Source organism: Nonomuraea sp. B1E8 (genome assembly GCF_039871515.1).
Lineage (GTDB): Bacteria > Actinomycetota > Actinomycetes > Streptosporangiales > Streptosporangiaceae > Nonomuraea.
The window spans coordinates 344,803-358,800 of the sequence record NZ_JBDPLS010000002.1; the positions used below are offsets into that span (position 1 = coordinate 344,803).

Sequence of the window (13,998 nt, forward strand, 5' to 3'; positions counted from 1 at the left end):
AGGGTGCCTGTCGCGCACGTCACAAGAACATCGGGACACGCCGTCGCGTCTATTCCCGGGAAAGTTTTTACCGAACAACAACATGAGGGGACTGATCCGGGGGATGAGCGGCGAGCAGCGGACTTTTGAGCTGACCGTCCCACAGATCATGGGGAGCGCCCTGGCCGCGGTGACCGCGGCCGTGGCCGCCTCCTATCTCGGCGTCGCGGGGACAGTGATCGGCGCCGCGGTCGTCAGCGTGGCCAGCACGATCGCGGGCGCCGTCTACACGCACTATCTCGCGCGTACGTCGGACCGGGTCAGGCAGCGCACGCTGGTCGGGCGGAAGGCCGAGGGCGAGCCCGCGGGAGACGGGCCCGCCGGGCACGAGCCCGCGGAACAGGCGGGCGACGAGGGGTCCACGCTCGTCATGCCGGCCGTCGGGCCGGTCTGGCGCCTGCCGTCGTGGACGCGGTTAGGGGTGGCCGCGGCCGTGGTGTTCGCCCTCAGCATGGGCGGCATCCTGGTCTATCAGGCGGTGACCCGGCAGACGGTGCACGAGCAGGTCACCGGCAAGCACCCGAAGGGCGCGGACGAACGCCACGCGCCGGTCGACCAGCGGGAGGAGGACGAGCGGCCCACCCGGGAGCCCGCGTACCAGCGCAGCAGGGTGACCCGCGAGCCCGCCACGCCGACGCCCACGCAGACCCCCACGAGAACACCGTCCCGGAGGCCCGAGCCCACGAAGACGGTCACGGTGAAGCCGTCCCCCACGGCCTCCGCCACCACGCCGCCCGCGGTGGACGACCAGCCCGGCGTGCCGGCGCCGTCCGATGAGCCGCCGCTGACCCCGCCGGCGCTGGAAGAGGGCCCGGAGCGCCCCGATCAGGCCGACCAGGCGGACACGCCCTCCGGCTATCCGAGCACGACGTCCAGGTAGGCGTTGCCGAACAGGCGCCGCGGGTCGAGCCGGTCGCGCAGCGCCCGGAAGTCCGCGAAGCGGGGGTAGGCCCCGGCCAGGGAGGCGGCGTCCCTGGTGTGCAGCTTGCCCCAGTGCGGCCGCCCGTCCAGCCGGGTCATGATCTCCTCGACGCCCGCGAAGTACGCCGGGTTGGGCGTCGGACGGTAGACGTGGCAGGCGACGTACGCCGACGGGCGGCCGTACGCGGTGGACAGCCAGGCGTCGCTGGGCGGCGTGACCCGCACCTCCACCGGGAAGGTGATCTTCCAGTCCATGCGCTCGACGAGGTCCCGCGTCTCGCGCAGGGCCTGGGCCAGGCGCTGGCGGGGCACCGCGTACTCCATCTCGAGGAAGCGCACGTCGCGCCGCGCGGTGAAGATCTTGTACGACGTGTCCACCGACTCCGAGTCGCCCAGGACGGCCGCGCTGGCCTCGTTGATCCGCGGGATGAGGCGGGGGACACGGGCCCCGAGCGCGCAGGCCGCGCCGAAGACGGTGTTCTCCAGGAACACGTTGTCCAGCCACCACCTGACGGCGCCGGGCGGCCGGGCCGGGCCCGCGTCCCTGTTGCCCGTCTTGACCAGGCAGGCGTCGGTGTGCGGCAGCCAGAAGAAGTCGAGGTGCTCGTTCGCGGAGGTGAGCGCGTCGAGCGAGCCGAGGATCTCGCTGAGCGGCAGCTTGCGCCGCCGGTGGCGCAGCAGGAACGCGGGCTCCACCCGGAACGTCACGGCGGTCAGCACCCCGAGGGCGCCCAGCCCCACCCGGGCGGCGTCGAACAGGTCGTCGCCGGGCGAGACGGTCGCGACCGAGCCGTCGGCGAGCACCAGTTCCAGCTCGGTGACCTGGTCGGCGAGCCCGCCGCTGTCACGTCCCGTGCCGTGGGTGCCGGTCTGGATGGCGCCCGCGACGGTCTGCTCGGTGATGTCGCCCATGTTCGCCAGGGCCAGGCCGCGTTCGTCGAGCAGTTCGTTCAGCACCCGCAGCGGCGTGCCCGCCAGCACGGTGACGCGGTCGCCCGCGCATGACCTGATCCCGGTCAGCGCGGCCGGGCGCAGCATGATGCCGTCGGTGAGGGCCACTCCGGTGAAGGAGTGGCCCGTGCCGACCATGCGGACCCGCCGCCCGGAGGCGGCGGCGTCACGCACCGCGCGTACGACGTCCGCGACGGACGCGGGTGTACGCACTTCCGCTGGGGTGCCCGACTGGTTGCGCGCCCAGTTCACGAAGGTCATGAGCACCCCTTCACCGTCTCGCCCGGTCAGTCGCGGGCGAGGCTCACTTGTTCTCCCAGCCCGCGGGGACGGGGAAGACGTCGCCGGGCTCGAGCTTCACGTCCTGCGCCTTGAGCACCTCGGACACCGTCACGAGGTGGTAGCCCTTCTTCTGCAGCGACTTGACGATCGCCGGCATCGAGTCGACGGTCTGCTTCACCCAGTCGTGCATGAGGACGATGCTGCCCGGCTTGGCCACCTCCATCGACTTCTTCTTGATGGCGGTCGCGTTCTTGGAACTCCAGTCCTCGTTGCCGCCGGTCCACAGGATGATCGGCATGCCGAACTCGACGGCCACGTCGGAGACCGCCAGGTCGACCATGCCGTACGGCGGCCGCAGCAGCTTGGGCTCGACGCCCGCCGCCTTCTTCACCGCCTCCTGGGTCTTCTTGATCTCGGCCCTGACGTCCCACTTCTCGACCTTGCGGAAGTCGGGGTGGGTGTAGCTGTGGTTGCCGAGCTCGTGGCCCTCGGCGACCATGCGCTTGACGTAGGACGGGCGGCTCTTCACGTATTGGCCCTCAAGGAAGAACGTCGCCTTCGCGTCGTACTTCTTGAGCGTGTCGAGCAGCTGGCCCGCGTACTTGCTCGGTCCGTCGTCGAAGGTCAGGGCGACGCACTTGACCTGCGTGCAGTCGACCTCCTTCTTGGGGGCCTGGGCCAGTGCGGGCGTCGGTGCGAGGGTGACGCAGACAGCCGCGATAGCTAGCAGTGAACTGATTTGTCGGGACATAACTCGTAGCTTCCAATGTGATGGGTGTTGCGAGGGATGTCCCGACGGTAGCGGATCAGCTCTACGCGGGTGAAGGAGCCTCGGGAATTCTCAGCAGACCCGAACCTGCGACTCCCACGACCGCGGCCAGAGCCGCCGCCCCCAGGGCGAAGCCGTAGGCGTTGGACGCGCCGTACGCCTCGGTGAGCCGCCCGCCCGCCCACGCGCCGATCGCCACGCCGAACCCGATGGAGGTCGAGATCCACGCCATGCCCTCGGTGAGCAGCGACGGAGGCACCAGCCGTTCGGTGAGTGAGAAGCCCGTGATCAGCGTCGGCGAGATGGCGCAGCCGGCCAGGAACAGCGCGCCCGCCATGATCCCCACATGGCCGATGAACATGATCGGCAGCAGGCCCACCACCAGCAGGCCGAGCGAGCGTACGAACCGTCCGCGCAGCGAAAGTTTCCAGTGCCGCGACCCGAACCAGAGCGCCGACACCATCGACCCGCCCGCGAACGCCCCGACCAGGAGCCCCGCGGCCGCCTTCAGCCCGTGCTCCTCCGCGAACGCCACCGTGATCAGGTCGACCGACCCGAACACCGCGCCCAGTCCCAGGAAGACGCAGGACAGCAGGGCGATGCCGGGGATCAGGATGGGCCTGCCCGACGACGACGCGAGCCGCTGCACGGGCGGCTGGGTGCGCCGCTGCGCCGCCAGCGCCAGGCAGCCGAAGAGCATGCAGAGCAGGGCCACGGTGAGCCCGGCGAACGGGTTGACGGCCGTGGCGAGCATCGTGACGAGCACGGGACCCGTGACGAAGGTCACCTCGTCGACGACGGACTCGAACGCGAACGCGGTGTGCAGCCTGCCGGAGCCGCCGTGGATCAGCGACCAGCGGGCCCGCACCATCGAGCCGATGGACAGCGAGGTGGCCCCGACCAGCAGGCCCGTGACGTAGAGGGTCCAGTGAGGCAGCCCGTACCCGGCGCACACCATGAGGGCGGTCAGCGCGAGGGCGTTGACGAGGGCGAACGGCGGGATCACCCGGTTCTGGCCGAACCTGTCGACGAGGCGGCCGGACAGAGGGGCGGCGATCGCGAACGACACGTTGGTGGTGGCGGCCACCGCGCCCGCGACGGCGTACGAGCCCGTCAGGGTCTGGACCAGCAGCACGACCCCGATGCCGAGCATCGACATCGGCATCCGCCCGACGAACCCCGCCAGCACGAACCCTGTGGTGCCGGGCCTTTCGAACAATCCCCGGTAAGGCCCGACCACGCCGTTTCCCCCTTACTTCAAGAACCTAACCATCGCGCACCGAGTGTCCGGACGGCAAGTGATATTTCCGGCGGGTGGGTTAACGTGTGCCGAGTGTCCGGTCTTCCCTCGTTCCGCGCGGTCATGCTCATGGTCATCGCCGTGCTCGTGGTCACCGTCGCGGCCGGTGGAGTCGTGGTGATCCTCGGCGACGACCTGGTCAGCACCAGTGGTTCGATACGCGCCCCGCGCCCGCAGCAGCCCCGCCCCACATCCTCGCCCACGCCCCGCCTCGACCAGATCGTGCCCTCGGCCGAGCCGGTCAAGGACTTCGGCGAGGGCGGCCCGAGCGTCACGCCGACCACGCCGCGCGTGCTGGCGATCACCCCGGCCGCCGTGCCCAAGCAGACGCGGTTCCGCCTCGGCGAGCTCGCGCACGTGCAGAAGGTGATCGTGGTGGACGCGGGCGCGGTCAAGGTGTCGGGCACCGGGCTGAACCTGCTCGCCGTCGACCCCTCCCACTTCCGCTCGTGGACGCCGAAGCCCGTCGCCGACCAGCCGGGCGTCTGGAGCGCGCTGACCAGGGGAGAGCTGGTGGCCGACGCCGGCACCATGCGCAAGTACGGGATGGTCCTCGGCGCCATGTACCAGGTGGACGGCGGCCCCAGGCTGCGCGTCGCCGCCTCGGCCACGCTCGGGCTCAAGGGCGTGGACGGGCTGGTGAGCGCCGAACTGGGCAGGTCGCTGGGATTCGCGCCCGGCGTGGCCGTGCTGCTGCACGGCAAGCCGGGCAAGATCAGCGAGTCGGGCGTGCGCAGGCTGCTCGGCAAGGACGCCCAGATCGTGTTGCTGGACGCCGCCGACCGCGCCGCGAAGAAGCGGGTCCCGGAGCAGCAGCAGCCGAAGAGCGTCAACGTGGGCAGGCCCGGCAGCTACCTGGAGCTCTACAAGGCCTCCGCCACCCGCTGCCCCGGCCTGTCATGGACGGTGCTGGCCGCGATCGGCCAGGTGGAGAGCGGGCACGGCCGCAACAACGGCCCGTCGAGCGCGGGCGCGCTCGGGCCCATGCAGTTCATGCCCGCCACCTGGAAGCACTACGGCGTCGACGGCGACGGCGACGGCAAGGCCGACATCTGGAGCCCGTACGACGCGGTGCCCGGCGCCGCCAACTACCTGTGCGCCAACGGGGCGGGCAAGGGCGGCGAGAAGTTGCGCAAGGCGATCTGGTTCTACAACCACTCGTGGGAATACGTGAACAAGGTCATGGGCATCGCCGAGGCCTACGCCCGCACCTACGCCTGAGACCTACGCCTGTGCCCGGGGTCCGCGGCGGGGCGGCGGGCAGCAGGTCAGGGGGCAGGGCCGTGGCTCCGGCTCGTCCATCAGCTCGCGCACCATCCGTACGAACCGCGGATGCGTGCCGGCCGTCGCCGCCCGCTCCATCGGCAGGCCCCGCTCGGCGGCCACCTGCCTGGCCTCCGTGTCGAGGTCGTAGACGACCTCCATGTGGTCGGAGACGAACCCGATCGGCACCAGCACCACGGCCGGCGCGTCGGTCTCGCGCAGGAAGTCGCAGACGTCCGGCTCCAGCCACGGCACCTGCGGCGGACCGCTGCGCGACTGCCACACCAGGTCCCACGGCGGGGTGCGGCCGAGCGCCTGGCCGACCAGCTCCGCGCTCCTGCGCAGCTGCGCTTCGTACAGGCCGCCGGACGGGCCGGCGGTCTCGGCCATCGAGACCGGGATGCTGTGGGCGGTGAACACCAGCCTGGCGTCGTCGTGGCCGCGGAGCCCGAGCCGCTCCAGCGCCGCGCGCGTGTGGTCGGCCATCGCGGCCACGAACCCCGGGTGCTCGCCGTAGTGGCGCATCTTGACCAGCTCGGGTCCGCCGTCGACGGAGATCCGGGCGATGTCCTCGTAGTACTGGCGGCAGCTCGAATAGCCCGCGAACGCCGACGTGGCGAAGACCGCCGCCTTCTCGACCCCGTCGGCCTTCATCTGCCGCACGACGTCCTCGCCGAACGGGTGCCAGTTGCGGTTGCCCCAGTAGACCGGCACGCCGGCGACCGGGCGCAGCGCCTCGACCAGGTCGCGGTTCTGCTGGTTGATCGGGCTGATGCCGCCGAAGCTCTGATAGTGCTCGGCCACCTCGAGCAGCCGCTCGCGCGGCACGCCACGTCCGCGCACCACGTTCTCCAGGAACGGCAGCACGTCGTCAGGGCCTTCTGGACCGCCGAACGACAGGACCAGCAGGGCGTCGTATGTTCCCACGTGACAAACCCTATGCGGGAGTGCCGCCGACCCCCTCTCCGGCCCGCGAGGGAGCGCCGTTGCCTGGACTGAGGAGCGGCGGGAGCGCAGCGACCAGAGCGACGAGGGAAGGCAACGGATATCAGCGACCGAGCCGCCTCACGCAGTGAGGCCATAGAAGCGGTGAGGCCATAGAAACGGAGATCGGCGACCGAGCCGCCTCACGCGGTGAGGCCGTGGACAGGTAGGTTCGATCGGGTGAGCGCATTCAACGACATACGTGACTATGTGGCCATCCCTCGGGTTCTCTCGCTGCGGCTCTCGCCCGACGGCTCCAGGCTGATCTCCGCGGTCCAGTCCCTGAACGCCGACGGCAAGTCGTACGGCACCGCGCTCTGGGCGATCCCCGTCGACGGCGAGCCGCACCGCCTGACCCGCTCCGCGAAGGGGGAGTCCGGCGCCGTCTTCACCGGCGCGGGCGACGTGCTGTTCACCTCGGCCCGCCCCGACCCCACCGTCAAGGACTCCACCGACGAGGTCGCCTCGCTGTGGCTGCTGCCCCGCGCGGGCGGCGAGGCCCGCCAGGTGGCCACCCGGCCCGGCGGCATCGGCGCGGTGCGCACGGCGGCCGACGTCGTCGTGTTCGCCGCCGACGTGCTGGACGGCGAGGCGGCCACCGAGGAGGAGCGGCGCAAGGCCCGCAAGGACGCCGGGATCAGCGCCGTCCTGTTCGAGAGCTACCCGGTCCGCTACTGGGACCACGACCTCGGCCCCGGGCGCACGCGCCTGTTCGCGGCCCGGCTCGGCGACGACCGGCTGGAGGACGTACGCGACCTGACCCCCGACGCGGGCGAGGCGCTGCGCGAGTGCGGCTTCGAGCTGACCCCCGACGGCGCCACCGTGATCTCCACCTGGCGCACCTACCTGCCGAAGGGCGAGTGGCGCACCGACCTCGTGGCCATCGACGTCGCCACGGGTGAGCGGCGGGTGCTGGTCAGCGAGGACCGTCACGACTTCTCGGGCCCGCTGGCGATCTCGCCCGACGGCCGCCGGATCGCCTGCTCCCGCGAGCGGTTCACCGGCCTGGAGGTCTCGGCGCGCATCGAGTTGTGGATCGCCGACCTCGCCACCGGGCAGGGCCGCGCGTACGCGCCCGACCTGTTCCCCGCGGCCGTCGAGTGGGCGCCCGACTCCTCGGCCGTCTACCTCGCCGCCGACCACCAGGGACGCCGGCCGGTCTTCCGCGTCCCCGTGGCCGGGCCCGGTGACGTGGTCAGGCTGACCCAGGACGACGCCTCCTACGCGGGACTCGCCGCCTCCGCCGACGGCCACGCCCTCTACGCGCTGCGCAGCGGCGTCGGCATCGCGCCCGGCCCGGCCAGGATCGACGTGGCCACCGGCGAGATCGCCGACCTGCCCTCGCCCGCCCCCCGCCCCGAGGTGCCCGGCACGCTGACCGAGATCTCCGCCACCGCCGACGACGGCACCACGATCCGCGGCTGGCTCGTGCTGCCGGAGGGCGCCTCGGCCGACGCGCCGGCGCCGTTCCTGCTGTGGATCCACGGCGGCCCGGTCGCCTCGTGGAACGACTGGCAGTGGCGCTGGCAGGCGTGGATCATGGCCGCGCACGGGTACGCCGTCCTCATGCCGGACCCGTGCCTGTCCACCGGCTACGGCCAGGAGATGATCGACCGCGGCTGGGGCAACTGGGGGCCGCGCACCCAGGCCGACCTCGACGCGATCGTCGACGTGGCCCTGGCCAGGGACGACATCGACGCCGAGCGCATCGGCGCGATGGGCGGCTCGTACGGCGGTTACATGGCCAACTGGCTGGCCGGCCACAGCGACCGCTACAAGGCCATCGTCACCCACGCCTCCCTGTGGAACCTCGACCAGTTCGCCGGCACCACCGACGCCGCCATGTACTGGCAGCGGGAGTTCGGCGAGCCCGGCTCCGAGCGTTACTCGCTGCTGTCGCCGCACAACTCGCTCGACAAGATCACCACTCCGCTGCTCGTCATCCACGGCGACAAGGACTACCGCGTGCCCATCGGCGAGGGCCTGCGGCTCTGGTGGGACCTGCGGCGTACGGAGGTGGACGCGAAGTTCCTGTACTTCCCCGACGAGAACCACTGGATCCTCAAGCCGGGCAACGCCGTCGCCTGGTACGAGACGGTGCTCGCCTTCCTGTCGCAGCACGTGCTGGGGCAGGAGTGGAAGCGTCCGGACTCGGTGGCCTGATGACCGACTTCCTGCGGCTGGCCGAGGACATCGCCCGCGAGGCGGGCGACATGCTCCTCGCCAAACGGCCCACCATGTCCGGAGAGATCGAGACCAAGTCCAGCCCCACCGATGTCGTCACCATCCTGGACAAGGCGTCGGAAGAGCTCATCCGTGAGCGCGTCCTGGCCGCCAGGCCCGGCGACCGCATCCTGGGGGAGGAGGGCGGCGAGGCGCCCGGGGAGTCCGACGTGCGCTGGATCGTCGACCCGATCGACGGCACCGTCAACTTCCTGTACGGGCTGCCCGACTGGGCGGTGTCGATCGCCGTCGAGGTGAACGGCCAGGTCGTGGCCGGGGTCGTCAACGCGGCGCAGCGCGGCGAGGTCTACACCGCCGCGCTCGGCGAGGGCGCCTGGCTCGGCGGCGAGCGGCTGCGCTGCACCACCGGGGTGCCGCTCGCGCAGGCGCTGGTGGCGACCGGCTTCGGCTACTCGGTGAGCAGGCGCGCCGTCCAGGGCGAGGTGGTGGCCGCGGTGCTGCCGCGCGTGCGTGACATCAGGCGTGGCGGCTCGTGCGCGATCGACCTGTGCTCGCTGGCCGCCGGCCGCCTCGACGCGTACTACGAGCGGGGCATCAACCACTGGGACTTCGCCGCGGCCGGCCTGGTGGCGACGGAGTCGGGGGCCAGGCTCGGCGGGCTGCACGGGAGGCCGGTGAGCCCGGACTTCGCGCTGTGCGCCGCGCCCGGCCTGTTCGAGGAGCTGCACGACCTGCTCGCGCCGGTCGACCCCGAGCGGGACGCCTGAACGTCCCCGAGGTCAGGGCGCGTGAACGGCCCTGAGCGACCTCGTGCGGAGGGGCGCGACGGGCCCGGAAACGACGAAACGGCCGGAGCGAAGGGCTCCGGCCGTTTCGATCGGGTCAACGGGGCAAGGGGATGCCATGATCGTCGGCCAGCCGGCGCAGATCCTCGATCTCGGCGGTGAGCGTGTCGGCGAGGTAGTCGTCGCCGACGCTGCGGGCCTCACGGAGGCCCTTGTAAGCCTGGTCGAGGCGGTGTTCGATCGTGGTCGTGAACTCGCCCATCTCACCTACTCTCTAGGGGTTCGACTCGTGTGGGAGCGACGCACGCCCATTGCCGGTTGATGTCCGGGCGATGGGTGTCCCGCAGGCATACCCCGGGTCATCCTCCTCCGAAACATGAATTTCGCCGTGCTCTGTCTCACCCTGGCGTCACCAACCCCTTGACATGCCTTACCGTGCGCTTATCGACGCTGTGGACAGAATGTGGGACCGGAACCGGAAAGAGGTGTGCCAGGCGTGCGGGTGCTGGTGGTTGAGGACGAGCGCGTGCTCGCCGACGCGATCGCGACAGGGCTCAGGCGCGAGGCCATGGCGGTGGACGTGGCCTATGACGGCGGGGGCGCGCTGGAACGCACCTCGTACATCGACTACGACGTGATCGTGCTCGACCGTGACCTGCCGGTCGTGCACGGTGACGAGGTGTGCCGGCGGCTGGTGGAGCAGCGGACCGCCTCGCGCATCCTCATGCTGACCGCGTCGGGCGACGTGGACGACAAGGTGGAGGGGCTCGGCCTGGGGGCCGACGACTACCTCGCCAAGCCGTTCGTGTTCGTCGAGCTGGTCGCCAGGGTGCGCGCGCTCGGCCGCCGCTCCGCGCCCGCGCTGCCGCCCGTCCTCGAGCGGGCCGGAGTCCGGCTCGACCCGGGCAAGCGGCTCGTGCAGCGCGACGGCAAGGAGATCGTGCTGACCAAGAAGGAGTTCGCGGTCCTCGAGGAGCTGATGCGCGCCGAAGGCGCCGTGGTCAGCCAGGAGGACCTGCTGGACAAGGCCTGGGACGAGAACATCGACCCGTTCACCAACGTGGTCCGCGTGACCATGATGACGTTGAGGAAGAAGCTGGGCGAGCCTCAGGTGATCGAGACCGTCCCAGGGGTGGGGTACAAGTTGTGACTGAACGGCCAGAGCGGCAGGCGGGGCCGACGCATCCGATGATCAGCCCGCATTCCGCCAGGAAGGCGACACGCGTGCAGGAGGCGCCGCCGCCCGCCGGGCCGCGGTCCTGGGACGGCCCACCCCCGCCGGCGCAGGCACCGGTGCAGCGCACGCCGATGGAGCGGATGAAGGACCTGCCGGGCAGGGTCAGCATCCGGTGGCGGCTGACGCTCACCTACGGCGCGCTCGTCTTCGCGGCCGCCGCCGTGCTGCTGTTCTCGGTCTATGTCATCGTCGGCTCGGCGATCGACTACGCGTGGCCCTCCATCGACTGGGGGCTCGATCCCGTCCAGAACGCCCGGCTCGACGCCGCGTGGCGGGAGTTCCAGCGGCAGGCGGTGCAGGACGCCCGCGACGCCCTGTTCGGCAGCGCCTTCCTCGCGCTGCTCGGCGTCGGCATCCTCGCGCTCATCATCGGCTATTTCGTCGCGGACCGGGCGCTGCGGCCGGTGGCGCAGATGACCGGCACGGCGCGCAAGCTCTCCGAGAGCACCCTGGCCCACCAGCGCATCGCCCTGGAGGGCCCCAACGACGAGCTGAAGGAGCTGGCCGACACCTTCGACGCCATGCTCACCAGGCTCAACATCGCCTTCGACACCCAGCGCAGATTCGTGGCCAACGCCTCCCACGAACTGCGCACCCCCCTCACGATCAACCGGACGGTCCTGGAGATCGCCCTGTCGGATCCCGAGGCGTCGGAGGACCTCAAAGCGCTCGGCCGTACCCTCCTCGAAGTAAACGCGCGTAACGAGAAGCTCATCGAAGGCCTCCTGCTGCTCGCCAGGAGCGAGCGCGAACTCGCGGTGCGCAAACCGCTGGACGTTCAGGAAGTCGCTCAGACGGCCGTGGAACAGGTCGTGCCCTTCGCCCAGGAACACGGGGTCACCGTAACGACCGAACTGGTCAGCGCGCCTACCATAGGCGACCCGGTGCTGCTGGAACGCTCCGTCAGCAACCTGCTCGAGAACGCCGTGAAGTACAACATTCCCGAAAACGGAAAAGTGTGGATCCGGACGGGAATGGCGGACGGTGCCTTGGTTGTTCAGGTGGCCAACACGGGACAGCACGTCCCGGCGTACGAGGTGAACAGCCTGTTCGAGCCGTTCAGGAGGCTCCACTCCGACCGGGTGGATTCGGCCAAGGGATCGGGTCTCGGGCTGTCCATCGTTCGTGCGGTGGTACAGGCCCACGGCGGAAATGTGACCGCCGTGCCGCGTGATGGTGGAGGGCTGGTCGTGACCATTCGGCTTCCGAGACGCTGACGCGCACGCCGCCGCGCCGTGTTCGTGCGCGTGTTGAGGAGCGGGGGGCGTCTCATTGGTGCCGCACATGTGGTTGGATGTGCCGTCGAACACGGTGGTGCATGACGCCAAGGCTGTGGGTTTCGCCATATTTGGCTAACCATTGCCCTCGGCAGCAGGCCCTGACGTGTTGGGAGGTTCGTTGTCCGTTTCCTCGGGGTACCGATGGGAAATCTCTCCGGCGGAACGGGCACAAGACGGGCCTCCCGGACGTTAGAAGACGCGCGACGAGCGCGAAGACATATGGATGAGGGGGATGGAGTAAGCACAATGGCTACCGACTACGACAGCCCGCGCAAGACAGACGACGACCTGGGGGAGGACAGCCTCCAGGAACTCCAGGCGCGGCGCACCGACAAGTCGTCCGGCAGCATCGACATCGACGAGACCGACCTGGCCGAGTCGCTGGAGCTGCCCGGCGCCGACCTGTCGAACGAAGAGCTGTCCCTGAGGGTGATCCCCCGCCAGGCGGACGAGTTCACCTGCTCGCGCTGCTTCCTGGTGCACCACCGAAGCCAGCTGGCCTCCGAGAGGAACGGCCAGCAGGTCTGCCGGGAGTGCGCCGCCTAGTCAGAGGAGGCATCGCGTGGCCGAGACCGAGAGAGAACATCATGAGGGCAACGAGATCGCCGACCCCGATCGCGAGGTCGGCGAGCTCGTAGGCAAGCTCACCGGGCCGGGTGAGCTCGAGCCGGCCGAGCGGCGCAGGCTGCTCGGCCGTCTAGCCCAGGCCCTGTCCTCCGGGGCGAAGCGGGCACGCGTGACCGGCGCGGGCCGTGGCCGCTGGCTGGCGGACGTCTTCCTCAACATCGCGCCCCGCATCCCGATCAGAGACCTGCGCACCCTCTCCGATCACCACCACGGCCTCACCGGCGAAGAACTCGCCGACGACCTCGTACGCACCGCCCAGAAGGCCACGATGACCGTCGGCGCCATCGGCGGGGCGCTCGCGGCGGCCGAGTTCGCAGCACCACCTCTCCTGCTCTCCGCCCCCGCCCAGCTCGTCGCCGAGACCATCGTCGTCGCCGCCGTCGAGGTCAAGCTCCTGGCCGAGCTGCACGAGGTCTACGGCGTCCACGTCCCGGGCACAGGAGCACAGCGCGCGGTCGCCTTCACGGCAGCCTGGGCCAAGCAGCGAGGCATCGACCCCCTCACCCCCGCCTCCGTCTCGATCGCCCTCGGCGCCGCCACGAAGACCGCCCTGCGCAACCGCCTGCTCCGCACGCTCGGCCGCCACCTGACCACGCTGGGCCCGTTCCTCACCGGAGCGGTCGCCGGCGGCACGCTCAACCGGATGGCGACCAAGAAACTCGGCCAGGCCGTACGCGACGACCTGCGCGTCAAGCGGACGTTACCCGCCGGCGAGCAGCCCGAGCTCCGCGAGCCCCGCGAGCCCCGCGAGCTCGGCCGCAACAAGCACGACGAGCTAGACCCTTAACCCGGTGAACGCCATCGTGAGCAGGGCGTCGGCCACGTCGTCCGACGAGGCGCCGCGCGACGGTTGATACCAGTCGGCGATCGAGTTGACCGTCCCGAACAACAGCCGCGTCACGAGCGCCGGATCCAGGTCCGGCCTGATGCTCCCCTCCGCCGCCGCCTCCTTGACCAGGCGGCTGATGAAGGCGTCGAACTCCCGCCGCCGCTCCAGCGCCACCTGCTCCGTCCGGCTGTTGCCGCGCACCCTCAGCAGCAGCGTCACGTAGGGCAGCCGGTCGACGAGGATGCGCACGCTCTGCCGCACGACCCACTCCAGGCGCTCGATCGCGGGGCCCGAGGTGGCCCGCTCGTCGGCGACCATCTCGGACAGCCCGTCGAGCGCCCGGTCGAGGGCCCGGCCGAGCAGCTGCTCCTTGCCGGGCACGTGGTAATAGATGGCCGACTTGGTGACGCCGAGCGCTCTGGCCAGATCTTCCATGCTCGTTCCGTCGTAGCCGCGCTCGTTGAAGACGCTCACGGCGATGGAGAGCACGGACTCGGGGTCGTGCCCCCGCCGGCGCTGGCGGGTGGGGGTCGGGATGGCCATGTCG

General features: G+C 70.8%; 14 protein-coding genes. 8 read left to right on the plus strand and 6 right to left on the minus strand.

Annotation, left to right across the window (positions count from 1 at the left end; translation table 11 throughout):
- Positions 1-82: 82 nt before the first annotated feature.
- Complete coding sequence (locus ABGA98_RS10565; RefSeq protein WP_347618019.1) at positions 83-919, plus strand: hypothetical protein; 837 nt, start codon at positions 83-85, stop codon at positions 917-919.
- On the opposite strand, the gene ABGA98_RS10570 is transcribed toward ABGA98_RS10565, so the two are convergent.
- The 3 genes from ABGA98_RS10570 to ABGA98_RS10580 all read right to left on the minus strand — a co-directional run bounded on the left by ABGA98_RS10570 (position 895) and on the right by ABGA98_RS10580 (position 4,202).
- Positions 895-2,172 (minus strand): D-arabinono-1,4-lactone oxidase, encoded by a 1,278-nt coding sequence (locus ABGA98_RS10570; protein ID WP_347618020.1) that lies wholly within the window; start codon positions 2,170-2,172, stop codon positions 895-897. The genes ABGA98_RS10565 and ABGA98_RS10570 overlap by 25 nt on opposite strands.
- 43 nt (positions 2,173-2,215) lie before the next feature.
- The gene (locus ABGA98_RS10575) at positions 2,216-2,944 is read right to left on the minus strand and encodes a polysaccharide deacetylase family protein (RefSeq protein ID WP_347618021.1); all 729 of its coding nucleotides are present in this window, start codon (positions 2,942-2,944) and stop codon (positions 2,216-2,218) included.
- 61 nt (positions 2,945-3,005) lie between these two features.
- Positions 3,006-4,202, minus strand: coding sequence for an MFS transporter (locus tag ABGA98_RS10580; protein WP_347618022.1), 1,197 nt, complete (start codon positions 4,200-4,202; stop codon positions 3,006-3,008).
- Positions 4,203-4,295: 93 nt separating this feature from the next.
- Between ABGA98_RS10580 and ABGA98_RS10585 the strand changes: the two genes are divergently transcribed.
- Entirely contained in the window at positions 4,296-5,483 is a 1,188-nt protein-coding gene (locus tag ABGA98_RS10585) for a lytic transglycosylase domain-containing protein (RefSeq protein ID WP_347618023.1), read from the plus strand.
- Between the two features lie 3 nt (positions 5,484-5,486).
- Here ABGA98_RS10585 and ABGA98_RS10590 read toward each other — a convergent pair whose 3' ends face one another.
- Entirely contained in the window at positions 5,487-6,452 is a 966-nt protein-coding gene (locus ABGA98_RS10590; protein ID WP_347618024.1) for a ferrochelatase, read from the minus strand.
- Positions 6,453-6,689: 237 nt separating this feature from the next.
- Between ABGA98_RS10590 and ABGA98_RS10595 the strand changes: the two genes are divergently transcribed.
- Together ABGA98_RS10595 and ABGA98_RS10600 are read left to right on the plus strand one after the other, a co-directional pair.
- Complete coding sequence (locus tag ABGA98_RS10595) at positions 6,690-8,672, plus strand: S9 family peptidase (RefSeq protein WP_347618025.1); 1,983 nt, start codon at positions 6,690-6,692, stop codon at positions 8,670-8,672.
- The gene (locus tag ABGA98_RS10600; protein WP_347618026.1) at positions 8,672-9,460 is read left to right on the plus strand and encodes an inositol monophosphatase family protein; all 789 of its coding nucleotides are present in this window, start codon (positions 8,672-8,674) and stop codon (positions 9,458-9,460) included. Before ABGA98_RS10595 ends, ABGA98_RS10600 begins: the two co-directional genes overlap by 1 nt.
- 115 nt (positions 9,461-9,575) lie before the next feature.
- Here ABGA98_RS10600 and ABGA98_RS10605 read toward each other — a convergent pair whose 3' ends face one another.
- The gene (locus ABGA98_RS10605) at positions 9,576-9,740 is read right to left on the minus strand and encodes a hypothetical protein (protein ID WP_165974805.1); all 165 of its coding nucleotides are present in this window, start codon (positions 9,738-9,740) and stop codon (positions 9,576-9,578) included.
- Positions 9,741-9,974: 234 nt separating this feature from the next.
- Between ABGA98_RS10605 and ABGA98_RS10610 the strand changes: the two genes are divergently transcribed.
- The 4 genes from ABGA98_RS10610 to ABGA98_RS10625 all read left to right on the plus strand — a co-directional run bounded on the left by ABGA98_RS10610 (position 9,975) and on the right by ABGA98_RS10625 (position 13,409).
- Positions 9,975-10,628, plus strand: coding sequence for a response regulator transcription factor (locus ABGA98_RS10610; RefSeq protein WP_347618027.1), 654 nt, complete (start codon positions 9,975-9,977; stop codon positions 10,626-10,628).
- Positions 10,625-11,932 (plus strand): HAMP domain-containing sensor histidine kinase, encoded by a 1,308-nt coding sequence (locus ABGA98_RS10615; RefSeq protein WP_347618028.1) that lies wholly within the window; start codon positions 10,625-10,627, stop codon positions 11,930-11,932. Before ABGA98_RS10610 ends, ABGA98_RS10615 begins: the two co-directional genes overlap by 4 nt.
- A 309-nt stretch (positions 11,933-12,241) precedes the next feature.
- The gene (locus tag ABGA98_RS10620) at positions 12,242-12,541 is read left to right on the plus strand and encodes a DUF4193 domain-containing protein (RefSeq protein ID WP_090929286.1); all 300 of its coding nucleotides are present in this window, start codon (positions 12,242-12,244) and stop codon (positions 12,539-12,541) included.
- Between the two features lie 16 nt (positions 12,542-12,557).
- Entirely contained in the window at positions 12,558-13,409 is an 852-nt protein-coding gene (locus ABGA98_RS10625; protein ID WP_347618029.1) for a hypothetical protein, read from the plus strand.
- On the opposite strand, the gene ABGA98_RS10630 is transcribed toward ABGA98_RS10625, so the two are convergent.
- Positions 13,398-13,994, minus strand: a complete 597-nt coding sequence (locus tag ABGA98_RS10630) for a TetR/AcrR family transcriptional regulator (protein ID WP_347618030.1) — start codon at positions 13,992-13,994, stop codon at positions 13,398-13,400. The two genes, ABGA98_RS10625 and ABGA98_RS10630, sit on opposite strands and share 12 nt — an antisense overlap.
- Positions 13,995-13,998 lie beyond the last annotated feature (4 nt).

Excerpts from the sequence above, each read along its gene's own strand:
- ABGA98_RS10565 (WP_347618019.1), top strand. The coding sequence starts at position 83 with ATGAGGGGACTGATCCGGGGGATGAGCGGCGAGCAGCGGACTTTTGAG.
- ABGA98_RS10570 (WP_347618020.1), bottom strand. The coding sequence starts at position 2,172 with ATGACCTTCGTGAACTGGGCGCGCAACCAGTCGGGCACCCCAGCGGAA.
- ABGA98_RS10575 (WP_347618021.1), bottom strand. The coding sequence starts at position 2,944 with ATGTCCCGACAAATCAGTTCACTGCTAGCTATCGCGGCTGTCTGCGTC.
- ABGA98_RS10600 (WP_347618026.1), top strand. The coding sequence starts at position 8,672 with ATGACCGACTTCCTGCGGCTGGCCGAGGACATCGCCCGCGAGGCGGGC.
- ABGA98_RS10605 (WP_165974805.1), bottom strand. The coding sequence starts at position 9,740 with ATGGGCGAGTTCACGACCACGATCGAACACCGCCTCGACCAGGCTTAC.
- ABGA98_RS10620 (WP_090929286.1), top strand. The coding sequence starts at position 12,242 with ATGGCTACCGACTACGACAGCCCGCGCAAGACAGACGACGACCTGGGG.
- ABGA98_RS10630 (WP_347618030.1), bottom strand. The coding sequence starts at position 13,994 with ATGGCCATCCCGACCCCCACCCGCCAGCGCCGGCGGGGGCACGACCCC.